The 15,879-nt window shown below is 56.9% G+C and carries 15 protein-coding genes; 6 read left to right on the top strand and 9 right to left on the bottom strand.

All coding sequences use genetic code 11. The features are described 5' to 3' along the window. Window positions 1-19 precede the first annotated feature (19 nt). Window positions 20-1,876 carry a signal peptide peptidase SppA gene (gene sppA / locus ACKI5T_RS01520; protein ID WP_407435085.1) on the bottom strand — a complete coding sequence of 619 codons (1,857 nt, stop codon included), beginning with the start codon at window positions 1,874-1,876 and terminating at the stop codon, window positions 20-22. A 166-nt stretch (window positions 1,877-2,042) separates the two neighbouring features. On the opposite strand from sppA, the gene ACKI5T_RS01515 reads away from it, so the two are divergent. The 3 genes from ACKI5T_RS01515 to ACKI5T_RS01505 all read left to right on the top strand — a co-directional run bounded on the left by ACKI5T_RS01515 (window position 2,043) and on the right by ACKI5T_RS01505 (window position 5,662). Then, window positions 2,043-2,594, top strand: coding sequence for an NAD(P)H nitroreductase (locus ACKI5T_RS01515; RefSeq protein WP_407435083.1), 552 nt, complete (start codon window positions 2,043-2,045; stop codon window positions 2,592-2,594). Between the two features lie 115 nt (window positions 2,595-2,709). Then, window positions 2,710-3,753: a selenide, water dikinase SelD gene (gene selD, locus ACKI5T_RS01510; protein ID WP_407435081.1), complete on the top strand. Its 1,044-nt coding sequence runs from the start codon at window positions 2,710-2,712 to the stop codon at window positions 3,751-3,753. A gap of 4 nt (window positions 3,754-3,757) precedes the next feature. Further along, complete coding sequence (locus ACKI5T_RS01505) at window positions 3,758-5,662, top strand: DNA topoisomerase III (protein ID WP_407435079.1); 1,905 nt, start codon at window positions 3,758-3,760, stop codon at window positions 5,660-5,662. 258 nt (window positions 5,663-5,920) lie between these two features. On the opposite strand, the gene gdhA is transcribed toward ACKI5T_RS01505, so the two are convergent. Continuing rightward, window positions 5,921-7,264: an NADP-specific glutamate dehydrogenase gene (gdhA, locus tag ACKI5T_RS01500; protein WP_133630482.1), complete on the bottom strand. Its 1,344-nt coding sequence runs from the start codon at window positions 7,262-7,264 to the stop codon at window positions 5,921-5,923. Between the two features lie 234 nt (window positions 7,265-7,498). On the opposite strand from gdhA, the gene ACKI5T_RS01495 reads away from it, so the two are divergent. After that, window positions 7,499-7,771, top strand: coding sequence for a YnjH family protein (locus tag ACKI5T_RS01495; RefSeq protein WP_407435077.1), 273 nt, complete (start codon window positions 7,499-7,501; stop codon window positions 7,769-7,771). On the opposite strand, the gene ACKI5T_RS01490 is transcribed toward ACKI5T_RS01495, so the two are convergent. Next, on the bottom strand, window positions 7,731-8,147 hold the full coding sequence (locus tag ACKI5T_RS01490; RefSeq protein ID WP_407435075.1) for a pyrimidine (deoxy)nucleoside triphosphate diphosphatase: 417 nt from the start codon (window positions 8,145-8,147) through the stop codon (window positions 7,731-7,733). The two genes, ACKI5T_RS01495 and ACKI5T_RS01490, sit on opposite strands and share 41 nt — an antisense overlap. Before the next feature lie 75 nt (window positions 8,148-8,222). Between ACKI5T_RS01490 and ACKI5T_RS01485 the strand changes: the two genes are divergently transcribed. Both ACKI5T_RS01485 and ACKI5T_RS01480 read left to right on the top strand, forming a co-directional pair. Beyond that, window positions 8,223-8,792: a carboxymuconolactone decarboxylase family protein gene (locus tag ACKI5T_RS01485; protein ID WP_407435073.1), complete on the top strand. Its 570-nt coding sequence runs from the start codon at window positions 8,223-8,225 to the stop codon at window positions 8,790-8,792. Next, window positions 8,785-9,402 carry a CDP-alcohol phosphatidyltransferase family protein gene (locus ACKI5T_RS01480; protein ID WP_407435071.1) on the top strand — a complete coding sequence of 206 codons (618 nt, stop codon included), beginning with the start codon at window positions 8,785-8,787 and terminating at the stop codon, window positions 9,400-9,402. Before ACKI5T_RS01485 ends, ACKI5T_RS01480 begins: the two co-directional genes overlap by 8 nt. On the opposite strand, the gene ACKI5T_RS01475 is transcribed toward ACKI5T_RS01480, so the two are convergent. From ACKI5T_RS01475 to xthA, 6 genes are all read right to left on the bottom strand, one after another. After that, entirely contained in the window at window positions 9,399-10,706 is a 1,308-nt protein-coding gene (locus tag ACKI5T_RS01475; protein WP_407435069.1) for a sulfurtransferase, read from the bottom strand. The genes ACKI5T_RS01480 and ACKI5T_RS01475 overlap by 4 nt on opposite strands. Window positions 10,707-10,783: 77 nt before the next feature. Further along, the gene (locus tag ACKI5T_RS01470; protein ID WP_407435067.1) at window positions 10,784-11,404 is read right to left on the bottom strand and encodes an ATP-binding cassette domain-containing protein; all 621 of its coding nucleotides are present in this window, start codon (window positions 11,402-11,404) and stop codon (window positions 10,784-10,786) included. Next, on the bottom strand, window positions 11,404-12,939 hold the full coding sequence (locus ACKI5T_RS01465) for a thiamine ABC transporter permease (RefSeq protein ID WP_407435065.1): 1,536 nt from the start codon (window positions 12,937-12,939) through the stop codon (window positions 11,404-11,406). The genes ACKI5T_RS01470 and ACKI5T_RS01465 overlap by 1 nt, the downstream gene beginning before the upstream one ends. Beyond that, window positions 12,912-14,084: an ABC transporter substrate-binding protein gene (locus ACKI5T_RS01460; protein WP_407435064.1), complete on the bottom strand. Its 1,173-nt coding sequence runs from the start codon at window positions 14,082-14,084 to the stop codon at window positions 12,912-12,914. The genes ACKI5T_RS01465 and ACKI5T_RS01460 overlap by 28 nt, the downstream gene beginning before the upstream one ends. 12 nt (window positions 14,085-14,096) lie before the next feature. After that, window positions 14,097-14,726, bottom strand: coding sequence for a TVP38/TMEM64 family protein (locus tag ACKI5T_RS01455; RefSeq protein ID WP_407435141.1), 630 nt, complete (start codon window positions 14,724-14,726; stop codon window positions 14,097-14,099). A gap of 57 nt (window positions 14,727-14,783) precedes the next feature. Beyond that, window positions 14,784-15,590, bottom strand: a complete 807-nt coding sequence (gene xthA / locus ACKI5T_RS01450; protein WP_059178229.1) for an exodeoxyribonuclease III — start codon at window positions 15,588-15,590, stop codon at window positions 14,784-14,786. Between the last annotated feature and the right edge of the window lie 289 nt (window positions 15,591-15,879).

The raw sequence follows: 15,879 nt of genomic DNA, 5'->3' as shown, positions 1-15,879 counted from the left end.
GCGAGAAGAGGGGACGTGGTTAGCGTACGTTCGCGCAGGTCAGGCAAAATGCGTAACGGTTTTGCGGATCGTTAAAGGTGGCGAGTTTATCGCTTTCACCTTTCACAACGCTCGCAGCCGTCGCCACGGGCGCTGGCAGATACGCTTGAATGGCGGCTGGCAGCATGGCGCGTACGGAACCGGACATCCCGTTCATGACCATATCAATAAACGTGGGTTCATCCTGATAATACGCAATATGCCACTGTTTCAGCTTCGCCAGTTCGGCGGCCTTCGCGACGGCGTCATCAAAATCACCCAGGCTGTCGACCAGACCGTTGTTCTTCGCATCCTGACCGGTCCAGACGTGGCCCTGAGCAATTTTATCGATCTGCTCTGGCGCTGACTTACGTGATTCTGCCACCAGCGTGATGAAGCGCTTGTAGCCGTTCTCGATGGTCAACTGCATCATCTGCGACACTTCCGGCGGCAGCGATTTGGTTACGGACACATCGGCCAGGGGTGACGTTGCAACGCCATCCGTGTGCACACCCAGATAATCCAGGCTGTTTTCTACGGTGTTGATCACGCCGAAGATGCCGATAGAACCGGTCAGCGTGCTTGGGTTTGCCACAATGTAGTTGGCTGGTGTGGAGATCCAGTATCCGCCGGATGCCGCCATACCGCCCATCGAGACCACGACCGCTTTGCCTGCTGCACGTGCCGCGGCCAGCTCAGCGCGAATCACTTCAGACGCACTCACACTGCCACCAGGGCTGTTGACACGCAGGACAATCGCTTTCACTTTCGGGTCGAGACGCGCGTCGCGGATTTGCGATGCCGTCGTGTCACCCCCCACGTTGCCTGGAGTCTCTTCACCGTCCATGATGGCGCCATTGGCGAAGACCACGGCGACGCTATCACCTGTTTCACTCGGTTTCTTCGTGGTGTAGTCATACAAACTCACCGCGCTGTAATTCTTCTCTTCTTTGCTCCAGCCAAATTGCTTGGTCAGCGCTTTTTCGATATCCGCGCTGGATCCGAGCGTATCGACCAGTTTGTTGTCCAGAGCATATTTTGCCGTATCGCCATCCACCTTTTGCAGTCCATCCAGCATCGCTTGCGCGCCCGGGAAGATTTGCTCAGGGGTGACCTGACGGTTAGCGGCAACGGTGGTCAGATAGTTATTCCACAGCTCGCCGATCCAGCGGCTGTCGGCTTCACGCGCGGCAGGAGACATATCGTCGCGAATAAACGGTTCAACGGCGGATTTATAGGTCCCGACGCGGAAGACATGCGTGGTTACTTTCAGCTTCTCGAGCAGCGATTTGTAATACAGGCCGTTCGTCGCAAACCCGTGCAGATCAACCGTACCCTGTGGGGAAAGCCAAATTTTGTTGGCAAAGCTCGCCAGATAATATTGCCCCTGGCTGTAGCTATCGCCCACCGCAATCACCGGTTTACCGCTGTCGCGGAATTCGCGCAGGGCTTTACCGATGTATTGCATCGACGGCTGGTCGGCACCGGCAAAGTTTTTCAGATCCAGAACGATCCCAGTGATGTTGCGATCGTCTTTGGCCTGACGAATCGCCTCAACGATATCAAACAGGGAGTTTTCCTGCAGGCGATCGGACGTCGCGCCAAACAGCTGGCGACCAATCACCCCCAGGCGATTACTGGCGGACGGTTTGTCGACAATCACGCCCGTGATATCCAGCAACAGCGCGCCACGTCCGGAATTCTGCGCCTGGTTGCTGCTGCTGATGTGCATCCAGACGCCCACACAGACCAGAATCAGGAAGATGAAAAACACGTTCATCACCAGTTCGCGGACAAAATTGAGCAGCCGCCACGTCCATTTAAAGAAACCGGCAAAAATTCGCCAAAGGGTTCGCATGTGTACTCCCTAACCAGAAAATGACTGTTCCGTCGCGACTGGACGGCAATGTGGGCTTATCGTAATGACCCAACCGCCACTTGTCAGCAGGAATCGCCCTCTACGCTGTAACAAAATCTGCTGTCGTGTTAATTTTGTGAGCAATTTTGAAGACAGGAGTTAACCAATGGACGCACTAGAACTACTTGTTAACCGTCGTAGCGCTTCACGCCTGGCCGAACCTGCCCCAGCGGGTCAGCAACTGGACAGCATTTTGCAGGCCGGGATGCGCGCGCCTGACCACGGTACGCTGCAGCCGTGGCATTTCTTTATTATCGAAGGTGAAGGGCGTGACCGCTTCAGCGCTTTACTGGAGAAAGGGGCGATCGCCGCGAGTCAGGACGACAAGGCCATCGATAAAGCCCGCAGCGCGCCGTTCCGCGCGCCAATGATTATCGCCGTGGTGGCAAAATGTCAGGCCGGGCATAAAGTGCCCGTCTGGGAGCAAGAGATGTCAGCGGGTTGCGCAGTCATGGCCATGCAAATGGCGGCGGTCGCGCAGGGCTTTAATGGCATCTGGCGCACAGGTCCGTTGACCGACAGCCCGGTTGTTCGTGAGGGATTATCCTGCGGCGAACACGATAAAATCGTCGGTTTCCTCTATCTCGGAACACCACAATTGAAAGCGTCGACCACCGTTTCCGTGCCCGACCCCACGCCGTTCGTTACCCATTTCTGATAAGCGCACTAAACTGTCTGGATTCTGCGCATCCGCGCCAGAATTCAGACAGTCAGACTTACCTCTTTAAGGAATGAGCGCTACCATAGCGCCACAGCAATGACAGGAGATGTCCATGAGCGAGCAAACCATTCGTTTAACGCAATACAGCCACGGAGCAGGTTGCGGTTGTAAAATTTCCCCTAAGGTGCTGGAGACCATTCTGCACAGCGAACAGGCGAAGTTTGTCGACCCGAACCTGCTTGTCGGTAATGAAACGCGTGATGATGCGGCGGTTTATGATTTAGGCAACGGGACCAGCGTTATCAGCACCACCGATTTCTTTATGCCTATCGTCGATAATCCGTTTGATTTTGGACGCATCGCGGCCACCAATGCGATCAGCGATATTTTCGCGATGGGCGGTAAACCGATTATGGCGATTGCCATTCTGGGCTGGCCAATTAACACCCTTGCGCCGGAAATTGCCCGCGAAGTCATTGAGGGCGGGCGCTTTGCCTGTCAGCAGGCGGGGATCGCGCTGGCGGGGGGACATTCTATTGACGCGCCGGAACCGATTTTTGGTCTGGCCGTCACCGGCATCGTCCCGACGGAACGCGTCAAGCGTAACAGCACCGCGCAGCCGGGTTGCAAACTGTTCCTGACTAAACCGCTCGGTATTGGCGTGCTCACCACCGCCGAGAAAAAATCGCTGCTCAAACCAGAACACATTGGCCTTGCGACAGAAGTGATGTGCCAGATGAACCTCGCGGGTGCCGCGTTCGCGAATATTGACGGCGTGAAAGCGATGACCGACGTCACCGGTTTTGGGCTGCTCGGTCATTTGAGCGAAGTCTGTCAGGGCGCAGGCGTACAGGCGCAAATCGTGTATCAGGAGATTCCAAAACTGCCGGGCGTTGAAGAGTACATCGCGCAAGGCGCGGTCCCTGGGGGCACGCAGCGTAACTTTGCCAGCTACGGACATCTGATGGGCGAAATGCCTGTCGAATGGCGCGATCTGCTGTGCGACCCGCAAACGTCCGGCGGCCTTCTGCTGGCGGTGACGCCAGAGTCGGAAACCGAAGTCAAAGTCACCGCCGCAGAATTCGGTATCACCCTGACCGCCATCGGTGAGCTGGTCACCGCCCGCGGCGGCCGTCCAATGATTGAGATTCGTTAATTCGATGCGGCTGTATATTGCGGAAAAGCCAAGCCTGGCCCGAGCCATTGCAGATGTGCTGCCAAAGCCACATCGCAAGGGCGACGGCTTTATTGAGTGTGGAAACGGGCAGGTGGTCACCTGGTGTATCGGGCACCTGCTTGAACAGGCGCAGCCGGACGTCTATGACAGCCGCTACGCCCGCTGGAACCTGAACGACTTGCCTATCGTGCCGGAAAAATGGCGTTTGCAGCCGCGCCCGTCGGTCACAAAACAGCTTAATGTGATCAAGCGTTTCCTGCACGACGCGGCTGAAATCGTCCATGCGGGTGACCCGGATCGCGAAGGGCAACTGCTGGTTGACGAAGTGCTCGATTATCTTGAGCTGGCACCAGAAAAACGCAAACAGGTGCAGCGCTGTCTGATAAACGATCTCAACCCGCAGGCCGTTGAGCGGGCGATTTCTCGTCTGCGCTCTAACAGCGAATTTATCCCGCTGTGCGTCTCCGCGCTGGCGCGTGCGCGTGCCGACTGGCTGTACGGCATCAACATGACCCGCGCGTATACGATTTTAGGGCGCAACGCGGGCTACCAAGGGGTGCTCTCCGTTGGACGGGTGCAAACGCCTGTTTTAGGGCTGGTGGTACGCCGTGACGAAGAGATCGAGAACTTCGTAGCGAAAGACTTCTTTGAGGTGAAGGCGCATATCGTAACGCCGAAGGACGAGCGTTTCGTCGCCGTCTGGCAACCCAGCGAAGCCTGCGAGCCATATCAGGATGAAGAAGGGCGTTTATTGCATCGTCCACTGGCGGATCACGTCGTTAACCGCATTGCCGGTCAACCGGCCATCGTCACCAGCTATAACGATAAACGGGAATCAGAACCCGCGCCGCTGCCGTTTTCGCTGTCGGCATTACAGATTGAAGCGGGCAAAAGCTACGGCATGAGCGCGCAAAACGTCCTGGATATTTGCCAGAAGCTTTATGAAACGCACAAGCTGATTACCTATCCGCGTTCGGATAGCCGTTATTTGCCGGAAGAACATTTCGCCGGGCGTCATGCGGTGCTGAATGCGATTGGCGTCCACGCGCCGGATCTGCTCCCGCAGCCTGTCGTGAATCTGGAGACGCGTAATCGCTGCTGGGATGATAAAAAAGTCGATGCCCACCATGCGATTATCCCGACGGCGCGCGCCAGCAACGTTAATCTGACCGAAAACGAGTCGAAGGTTTATCAGCTGGTGGCTCGTCAATATCTGATGCAGTTTTGCGCCGATGCGATGTTCCGTAAATGCGTTATCGAACTGGAGATTGCCAAAGCGAAGTTTGTCGCGAAAGCGCGTTTCCTGGCCGAAGCTGGCTGGCGTACGCTGCTGGGCAATAAAGAGCGTGACGAAGAAAACGACGGCACGCCGCTGCCAGTGGTTGCGAAAAACGACGAACTCCTGTGCGAAAAAGGCGAAGTGATTGAGCGTCAGACGCAGCCGCCGCGCCACTTCACCGATGCCACGCTGCTCTCTGCCATGACCGGGATCGCCCGTTTTGTGCAGGATAAAGATCTGAAAAAAATCTTGCGCGCGACCGACGGATTGGGCACTGAGGCCACACGCGCTGGAATTATCGAACTGCTGTTTAAACGCGGTTTTCTCATCAAAAAAGGCCGCTATATACAGTCAACAGATCCTGGCAGGGCGCTGATTCACTCCCTGCCGGAACTGGCCGCACGACCGGATATGACCGCGCACTGGGAATCGATCCTGACAAAAATCAGTGAAAAAGAGTGTCGTTATCAGGACTTCATGCAGCCGCTGGTGGGAACATTATTTGATCTGATTAATCAGGCGCGAACGACGCCGGTGAAAAACTTCAGAGGAATGGTTGCGCCAGGCGGCGCGAAAAAACCGTTCAAAAAGAAAAAAAGCGCAGCCTGATGTCGCTGTTACAGCGAACTCTCTGTGGGTGACCGCTGGGCGAGAGCAAGAGATCACACAAGGCATAAGTAAAACGGCAACCTCGGTTGCCGTTTTTAGTATTTGCTCCCTTTCATCGTGGAAGAGGGTTAGGGGTGAAGGCTTCAGACCGCACATGACAAAAGCAAAATGGCAACTTCGGTTGCCGTTTTTAGTGTTTGCTCCCTCTCCCTGTGGGAGAGGGGTGAGGTGAGGGCACCAGACAGTACCCTAAACATCTTAAATCACACCTTGCCCAATCATCGCATCGGCGACTTTCACGAAGCCGGCGATATTCGCGCCGCGCACATAGTTGGTCTGCTTATCTTCACCGCCATACTCGACGCAGGCGTGGTGAATATCCAGCATGATGTGATGCAGGCGCGCATCCACTTTCTCGGCTTTCCAGCCCATACGCGCCGCGTTCTGCGCCATTTCCAGACCTGAAGTCGCCACGCCGCCCGCGTTCGCCGCTTTGCCTGGCGCAAACAGCACGCCCGCTTCCAGGAACAGGTCGGTCGCTTCGATGGTCGTCGGCATGTTCGCGCCTTCAGCCACAGCTTTCACGCCGTTCGCGATCAGTTGCTGCGCCGCGTCGACGTCCAGCTCATTTTGCGTTGCACACGGCAGGGCGATATCCACCGGCACCGACCACGGCTGTTTGCCTTCCAGATAGGTCAGGCCAAACTCACGCGCATAATCGGCCACGCGGCCGTCACGGCTGGCTTTGATTTCACACAGACGCGCCAGTTTCTCCGTGGTGAAACCCGCTTCATCCACCACCGTGCCGCTGGAGTCAGAGGCGGTGATCACGCGCGCGCCAAACTGCATCGCTTTTTCAATCGCGTACTGCGCCACGTTTCCGGACCCCGACACTGCCACGCGCATGCCTTCAAAGCCCAAACCGTGGCGTTTTAACATCGCCTCGGTGAAATAGACCAGGCCATAGCCCGTCGCTTCCGGACGGATCAAACTGCCGCCAAAGGAGAGTCCTTTACCTGTGAACACGCAGGCGCTGTTATTGGAGAGCTTTTTCATCATCCCGGCCATAAAGCCAACTTCACGTCCGCCCACGCCAATATCGCCCGCAGGCACGTCGGTATCAGGCCCAAGGTGGCGATACAGTTCGGTCATCAGCGCCTGACAGAAACGCATCACTTCGCCTTCGCTTTTGCCTTTCGGATCAAAATCGCTGCCGCCTTTCCCACCGCCCATCGGCAGCGTGGTGAGCGCATTCTTGAACGTTTGCTCAAAGCCCAGGAATTTCAGAATCGATAAATTCACTGAGGGGTGGAAACGCATCCCGCCCTTAAACGGGCCGATAGCGGAGTTAAACTGGACGCGCCATGCGCGGTTAACCTGCACCTGATTACGATCGTCAACCCACACCACGCGGAACTGAATGACGCGCTCCGGTTCAACCAGACGCTCAAGCAAGGACATTTGACGATAACGGGGGTTTTCTTCAAGAAACGGCCACAACGTGGTCATGACTTCACGAACGGCCTGCGCGAACTCGCTCTGATGCGGGTCGCGGCTTTGAACATGGGTAAGAAACGATTCCAGAGTGCGTGTCTGATCCATTGATATAAGAACCTCTTATGATGATTTTTTATATTTTGTGTGTTGTGCGGGTGTTTTTTGGTCGTTTTCGACTATACCACCCGTACCGCTTTGCGAGGCAAGTGAAAATTCGTGACGAAAGGGAAATTAATTATCGGGCGCGAGTCATAACGAAAAACGATGGCTGACAAATTAAAGGTTCGACCCCGATTAACCGTTATAGTCATTACAAGGACACAACAGGAACCGACGTCTATGAACCGTTACATCATTCCCGCGCTGTTTGCGCTTTTATCGGCAGGCGCGCAGGCTGACCGCTTTCGCCCGGATGTTGACGTCAACGTACCGGCAGAAGTCTTTAGCTCCGGCGGTCAGCGTGCGCAGCCGTGCAATCAATGCTGCATCTACCAGGATCAGAACTATTCGGAAGGGGCGGTCGTGAAAGCCGACGGCGTGCTGTTGCAGTGTCAGCGTGATGAACGCACTATCAGCACGAACCCGCTGGTCTGGCGGCGCGTAAAAGAATAAACGCTTCCAGCAAGGGGATATCGGCAGGCGCTAGCGTGTAGGTTAGCGCCTCTTCGGGCGTACACCACACCAGCCCGCTGTGATAATGAGCCGTCAGCTCGCCGCTGAATGTCGGGACGTGCCACGCGTGCAGCGCGATGAGCCGCTGCGACACTTCGCGCTGATGGCTGGCGACATACTGCGCAGGCTGCGCCTCAATGCCCAGCTCCTCACGCAGCTCACGAATCAGCGCGTCGGGCTGCGTTTCGCCTGCTTCGACTTTCCCTCCGGCAAACTCCCACATTCCGGGCTGATCGGCATGGGGTGGGCGCTGCGCCAGTAAAATTTTGCCGTCCTGTTCCAGGATCGCGGCGACGACATCGAGAGTTTTCAGCATGGTCATCAATAATTGAAGGTGAAAAACGACATATTATCGTCGCCTTTCAAAGAGTCCAGCCATCAGGAGAGTTCGGTGAAAGAAACTACCGTCTGGGTACACCCCGTCAAATCCATTCCCGTCAGCCTGAAACCTATCGCGGCGATGCAGAAAAAACATTTCGGCGCGGTGCTCAATCCAACCCGCTGGTGGGGGCGAATGCCGCGTTTGTTCTGGCTGGTGGCGCTGTTTGTCGGTTTTCTTGAACGCCGTAATGCGCGTCTCAGTCCGACGCTGCGCTCGCTGCTGATGACCCGCGTCTCGCAGCTTTGCCACTGCGCGTTTTGTATCGATGCCAACAGCCTGCGTCTGGCCGAGCGCTGCGGCGCGCTGGATAAAGTGCACGCCGTCAGCCACTGGCGCGATTCGACGTTGTTCAGCGCGGATGAGCGTGCCGCACTGGCCTATGCCGAGGCGACAACGGCCACGCCGCCGCAGATCGGTGACGACGTAAAAACCGAGCTTAAGCGTTTTTACAGCGACGCTGCGATAACAGAAATGACCGCCCTGATTGCGTTTCAGAATCTCTCGGCGCGTTTTAACGCTGCACTCGACATCCCGGCGCAGGGGCTCTGCGACGCCTTCAAAGGAAAACCGCATGCTTGACAGACATGTGCATCCGCGCATAAAACCAGGGCTTAACCGTCTGGTAGAAAAGCTTGATAAACCGACTATCACCGCTGATGGCTTAACGCTGGTAGGGTTTGCCATCGGCGTGCTGGCGTTGCCTTTTCTGGCGCTGGGCTGGTATCTGGCGGCGCTGGTGGTCATCGTGTTGAACCGTTTGCTCGACGGACTCGACGGTGCGCTGGCGCGGCGGCGCGGCATAACCGATGCCGGTGGCTTTCTCGATATTGCGCTCGATTTCCTGTTTTACGCCCTGGTGCCATTTGGCTTTGCGCTGGCAGCCCCTGCGGAAAATGCGCTGGCGGCAGCCTGGCTGCTGTTTGCGTTTATCGGTACGGGGAGCAGTTTTCTGGCGTTTGCGGCGCTGGCTGCAAAGCATGATATTGATAATCCTGGCTACGCGCACAAGTCGTTTTATTATCTGGGGGGATTAACGGAAGGGACGGAGACGATCCTGCTGTTCGCGCTGTGCTGTTTGTTCCCGATGCACTTTGCGCTGTTCGCCTGGATCTTTGGCGCGTTGTGCTGGCTCACCACCACAACGCGCGTCTGGAGCGGGTATCAAACGCTTAAAGCGCTCGCCCGTTAAAGCGTGCTTTCAGGCGTCAGCGGCCCGGTCGTGACAGGGTTTTGCGGGTGAGCGCTCCATTCGTACCAGCCACCGTCGTACACGGCGACGTTTTGCCAGCCCATCGCCCGCGCGTACATAAAGGTTTCTGACGCGCGCCAGCCTGTACCGCAATAAAACGCCACATGCTGATCGGGCAGAATATTCCACTGCTTCCACATCGCCGCGATATCATCGGCGCTGCGCATGGTTCCATCGGGATTGTGGAAGTCCTCCATATGGGTGGCATCGCTGCCCGCATGACCCCAGCGGGCCCCGGCAATTTCGCCTTTTGGTTTGATATAGCTGTAGCCGCTGGTTTCACCGATAAACTCCGGCCACGAGCGAATACTGACCAGCGAGGCATCCTTGCGATGCAGCAGTCCGCGCGCCTGTTCCATATCCACCATCAGCTGCGGCTGCCCGGGAATGGGGGCGCCGAAATCGTTCGCCGGTTTGACTTTTGCGGGCGTGCCGCGCCCGACCGGCAGATTCGCGTCGGACCAGGCCTTCCAGCCACCGTCCAGAATGCGTACGTCCTTCACACCGGCGTACAGCATGATTTGCGCCACGCGTGCCGCAGCATAGACGTCGCGGCCATACAAAATCACAGTGGTGTCGTGACGAATGCCGTGCTTCGCCAGCATCGCTTTCAGTTTGTCATCTGACACTTTATTCCACAGCGGTTCGCTTTCGACTTCATTGGTATCAATGTAATCCGCGCCGGGAATGTGATTTAGCAGGTAAAATTTGGGCGCACCCCAGGCGGCTTCGATAATTTTAAAATCACCCGTCGGCGCGGCCGCCACTTTTTTGCCCTGCTGCAGCTGATGGATCCATTGCGGATAGACCAACTGCTCAAAATGAGGTAGACGTTGCAGGCGAGCAGGGGTTTGCAGCGCGTCGCCCAGCGTTGAAACCGTCGAATATCCTGCATTATGTAATCGTGCTTTGACCGCCTGATTGTCTGCGTCGCTGCCGTACAGGGCAATCACGGATGCTGGCGTCAGGTTATGCTGTTTTGCCCAGCCTGCGAGCTGTTCGTCACTCATCACGTTAAGCCAGCTGGCGGAGAGATTCAGCGCGGCAGGTTCATGCCCGGACGGGCCAGACAGCGTCTGCGGCCAGCCGTTATAAAACGCGCTGGCGCGGGTGTCGATAACCGTACCCTGATGCTGTTGCAGCTGCGCAAACGTCAGTGATTGCGCCATATCAGCGGCAGCGGTGGAGAAAGTGGCGAGCCCCAGGATCATGGCGAGCGTGGACAGGTGAGAAACACGTTTCATCGAAAAATCTGATATCAGGTAAAAGGTGTGTCATTTTCGTCCCCCGCTCGCCAGAGTTCTTTGCGTTAGCACATAAATTATTGCCACATGGACAGCTGAAGCACGCGTCCCTCCGCCGGAATATCGTCTTCATCGTGCGTGACCAGCACCACGGGAATATTGAGCGCGCGAACCTGTGCGAACACCCATTCCCGGAACGAGACGCGCAACGCCTTATCCAGACGACTAAACGGCTCATCCAGCAGCAGCGCGTGCGGCTGCGCCAGAAGCGCGCGCAACAGGCTGACTCTGGCGCGCTCCCCGCCGGAGAGCGTGGCCGGATCGCTTGCGTAGAACCCATCAAGCCCCGCACTTTTTAGCGCATGCTCAACCTGATCACGACGCGCGGGTCCTTTTATGTGCTCAGGGAGCGCCAGCAGCAGATTTTGCCCCACGCTAAAGTGGTCGAACAGCAGCGCGTCCTGGAACAAAATACCGATCTCACGTTTCTCGACGGGCAGCGCGTCGCATTCTCTGTTGTTCAGCCACAGTTCGCCGCACGCTTTGAAATCTTTGGGAAGTGCGCCCACCATCCAGGCGAACAGCGTGGATTTTCCACTGCCGGACGGGCCCATCAGCGTGACGATTTCGCCCTTATTCACGCAGAAGTTCACCTGGCGGAAAAGCGGCTCAAGCGTCAGATTTTTAACTATCAGCATTAACGTAGACCTCGTCTGAAACGTCCAGCCAGGCGGGATAAACCTGCCGCGAGGCCAAAAGCGGCGGCCGTCAGCGCCAGCAACCACAGCGCGCGACCCGCAAGAATGGCCGTGCTGCCGCCGCTGCTGAGCGCGACCGCCTCGGTGGTCAGCGTCGGGAATCGTCCCGCGCCGAGCCATAGCGTCGGCAAGTATTGCGCCATGCTGACGGAAAAGCCTGTGGCAAAAGCGGTAAGCAGAGGGCGGATCAGCATAGGACATTTGATCAGCCAAAATATTTTGCTGCGCCGCATGCCGAGCGTTCTCGCGATTAATATTGCGCGCGGGTCCAGCCCGCGCCACGCAGGTTGCAGCACCAGCAGCATCCACGGCAACACCCACAGCAGATGCCCCCACAGCACGGCAAGATACGATCCGTCGATGCCCGTGAAGAGCGCGATACGGTACTGTCCGGCGACCAGTGGCAGGGCGGGGAGTGCCAGCGGAAGCCAGATCCAAAGCGACTCGCGAGACGGCCCCCATTCAAGCCAGAGTAAAATAATCGCCAGGGCTATCAGGCCAGAAAACAGCGCCAACGAGAGACTGGCGCGAAACGGCACCAAATCAAAACTGTCTTCGCCTGCCAGCAAAATCAGCGCAGCTGCACACATCACTCCGCAAAGCGGCAGTAGCCCTCCCAGCGTTGTGCCGATCATGGGCGCGCCCAAATGCTGCCGAATGCCAGACGCGCCGGGAACCGGGCGGTGCCAGCGTCTCCAGATTATACAACCGACGGCGGCAAACAGCGCCAGCAGCAGAAGGAGCAGCAGGCACAATAATGTCCCTTTGGTCTGCTGCTGTGCATCACCCTGACTCAACCACTGCCAGGCCAGCACCGCCAGCGTCGGCGGATTACCCGGTCCAAGGATAATCGCGACATCCACCACCGACAGCGACCAGGCGACCACCGCCAGCATTACCGCGCCGAGCGCTGGTGTGATGGCGGGCAGTACCAGCCAGAAAAGTCCTTGAATGCGCGAATAGCCGAGCGTTCGCAGCACCACCCACTGTTGCGCCAGCGTCTTTTCGGGCAGCACCGCATACATCGCCCACAGCACAAACGCGCTCTCTTTCACCGCCAGCGTCAGCCCCAGGCCAATGCCGTAGCGATCGATCAGGGGAGAACAGGCGCTGCACCATTGATAAAACGCGCCGCCTTCTGCAAACATCAGCAGCACGCTGGTGGCAAAGGCGACATGCGGTACGGCCAGCAGCGATGGCAGTCGGGTATGTAAACGCCGCCAGCGGTCGCCGGGCCACAGCGCCGCGACCACGCAAAGGGCAATCAAAAGCGAACCTGCGGTGGCGATAAACGTCGAAACGAGCGTGGCGATAAACGCCTGCGGCAGCTGCGGATCGCTCAACAGCGCCTGCCATCCGGCAAGCGACAAGGCCGGAGCCATCAACATGCCCGCCGCAGGGATCAGCGGCGCATAGATGACGGCTACCGCTATCCAGACCAGCCAGCCTAGCGGGTGCCGTAGCGACGCAACCATTCGTGCTCCAGCGCATTAACCCACGCCGCATGCGGTTCCAGCAAGGTTTTCGGTAACCCGTCAGGGATGAATTTTTTAAGTTGCGCGGCCTGTTCCGACGGCAGTTTTTGCGGGCTTAACACGCTCGGATCGCCCCAAATTTTAGGGTCGGCTTTGCGAATTTGCGCCCCGGGCGACAGGAGGAAATTGGCAACCACTTTGGCACCCGCGCTGGCGCTGCTGTTCGCCGGGATCGCCACGAAATGCACATTGCCTACCATGCCGTCGTGAAAGCCAAAACTGTAGCTGTCGAGAGGCAGTTCGCCGCTGGCCACTTTTTGCTGCGCGTGCGCCGGGTTAAAGGTGACTGACATATTCAGATTGCCGCTGGCGAGCAGGGCATCCATTCGTGCAGGGCTGGGCGGAAAGTCTTTGCCTTCGCGCCAGAGCAGCGGGTGCAGTTTATCGAGATAATCCCATAGCGGAGCCGTCACTGCGTTGAACGTGTGTGAATCAGGCGGGACTTTCAGCGCATCAGAATTTACCGTCAGTGTTAGCAGGAGCTGTTCCAGCCACGCCGTGCCGGTGAAATCCGGCGGACGCGGATAGGTGATTTTACCGGGATTTTTTTGCGCATAGCTGAGCAGGGCTTCGGGATCGGAGAGCGGAACTGGCAGACTCTTTTTGCGGGCAATAAACGTCAATTGCGCGCCGCCCCACGGGGATTCTGCGCCGTCGGTTGGAATGGCAAAATCTTCGTTGACCGGTTTATCGGTATCGACATAGCGCCAGTTCGGCAGCGTTTGCGCCCAGCTGGTTTGCAGCAAACCGGCTTCTTTCAGCGTGCGGAAATTCTCCCCGTTGACCCACAGTAAATCGACAGAACCGTTGGTTTTTCGCCCGGCGGCGGATTCTGTCTGGATGCGTTTGACCGCATCGGCAGCGTCCGCCAGATGTACGATTTTGAGGGTGATCGCGTAATGGGTTTTCATCTCGCCGCTTACCCAGTCGAGATAGCGATTGACGGCCTGATCGCCGCCCCAGGCATTAAACCAGACGGTCTGGCCTTTGGCGTCGTTTTGCACGGTTTGCCAACTGGCGTCAGCCATTGCGGGGGCTGCCAGCAGCAGTCCGGTCAGAAATACGCAGCCACGCACACGGCGCATAATGCCTCCCTGTTAATGAGAAGAATGGAAATAGCGAGAAAACAGCCAGCGCGTCACCAGCGGCAATAACCCTAAGAGTGTAAAGGCGAAAAGCATGCCCGGCGACAGAATATCGCGCAGCGATGTCAGTTTGCCCAGTTCGCGTCCGGCATTCAGGAATATCACCGTGGCGGGCAGCATCGCCAGCTGGCTAATCCACCAGTAACGACGCACGCCAAGGGCGGTTAATCCGGCGAGTAAATTGACCAGAAAGAACGGAAAAAGCGGCATCAGGCGCAGGGCGAAAAGATAAAATGCGCCGTTGCGAACCATCCCCTCATTAACCGTTTTTAGTTGATGGCTGAACCGGTGCTGAACCCCATCGCGCAGAATATAACGGCTGGTCAGCATCGCGAGCGTCGCGCCAAGCGTGGAGGCAAACGACACCAGAATAATGCCCTGCCAAAACGGGAACAGCGTGCCGCCGAGCAGGGTGAGTAGCGCCGCACCCGGAATCGACAGGGCAGAGACCACCACGTAGGCGGCGAAATAGATTGCGGCACTGCGTGCGGGAGCCTGTTCAACATAGTCCTGGAGCGCGAGCTGATGCGTTTTGATCGATTCGAGCGAAAGAAAACCGGGGGGCAGCAGCGTCTGAATCATGAAAAATGCGCCCAACAGGGCGCATATCAACAGAATTTTTTGCAGTTTCACCGGCGATTACAGTTTGAACTTAGCCCAGACTGGCGCGTGGTCGGACGGCTTTTCCATGCCGCGAATATCGTAATCGATACCGGTTTCGATGCAGCGTTCCGCCAGCGGTGCGCTGGCCAGCAGCAGGTCGATGCGCAGGCCACGATTGTCATCAAAGCCTTTTGAGCGGTAGTCAAACCACGAGAAACGGTCCTGCGTATCCGGATTTGCGGCACGGAAGGTATCCACCAGACCCCAACTTTGCAGACGCTGCATCCACTCGCGTTCTTCCGGCAGGAATGAGCATTTCCCGGTTCGCAGCCAGCGCTTGCGGCTGTCTTCGCCGATGCCGATATCCAGATCCGTTGGGCTGATATTCACGTCACCCATGATCAGCACCGGATTCTCTTTGTTCAGTTCCGTCGTCAGATAATCCTGCAGATCCTGATAGAACTTGGCCTTGGCCGGGAATTTGGTCGGGTGGTCGCGGCTTTCGCCCTGCGGGAAATACCCATTGATGACGGTGATGTTCCCAAGCGGAGAGGGAATTTCCGCCATGATAATGCGGCGCTGCGCTTCGCCGTCGTCGCCAGGGAAGCCACGACGCACGGAAACCGGTGTCTGTTTGGTCAGCAGCGCCACGCCATAGTGGCCTTTCTGCCCGTGATAAAAGACGTTATAGCCCAGTTTGGCGACGTCTTCGAGGGGGAACATGTCGTCGTGAACTTTTGTCTCCTGCAGGCCGATCACGTCTGGCTGATGTTGCTCAACGATGGCTTCCAGTTGGTGAGGACGGGCGCGCAGGCCGTTGATATTAAAAGAGACAAATTTCATAGTCGCTGCCAATGCAAGGTGAATAGTGCATGGATGTTAGCAGAATTTGCGCCGCCTGTTATCGGGTTCAACTAATAACTGCAACAGAAAATCCCGACGGTGCAATATTTGCACCATTTCGACGCGCCTTGCCCTCAAACAGAGCGTAAACGGCCAGTAAATTTCGCGAGCGATCACAAATCCAGAATTATATTTGGCCTGTGAATAATATTTCTGTTTTTCCTGCGGCAAACCGCCGCTTGCTGTAAAAATATTCACTTATTATGCATTAACAGTGAATAGCTGTACG

The sequence above is a fragment of the Lelliottia sp. genome (assembly GCF_045627565.1).
Lineage (GTDB): Bacteria > Pseudomonadota > Gammaproteobacteria > Enterobacterales > Enterobacteriaceae > Enterobacter.
This window is presented reverse-complemented; position numbering and strand designations above follow the sequence as displayed.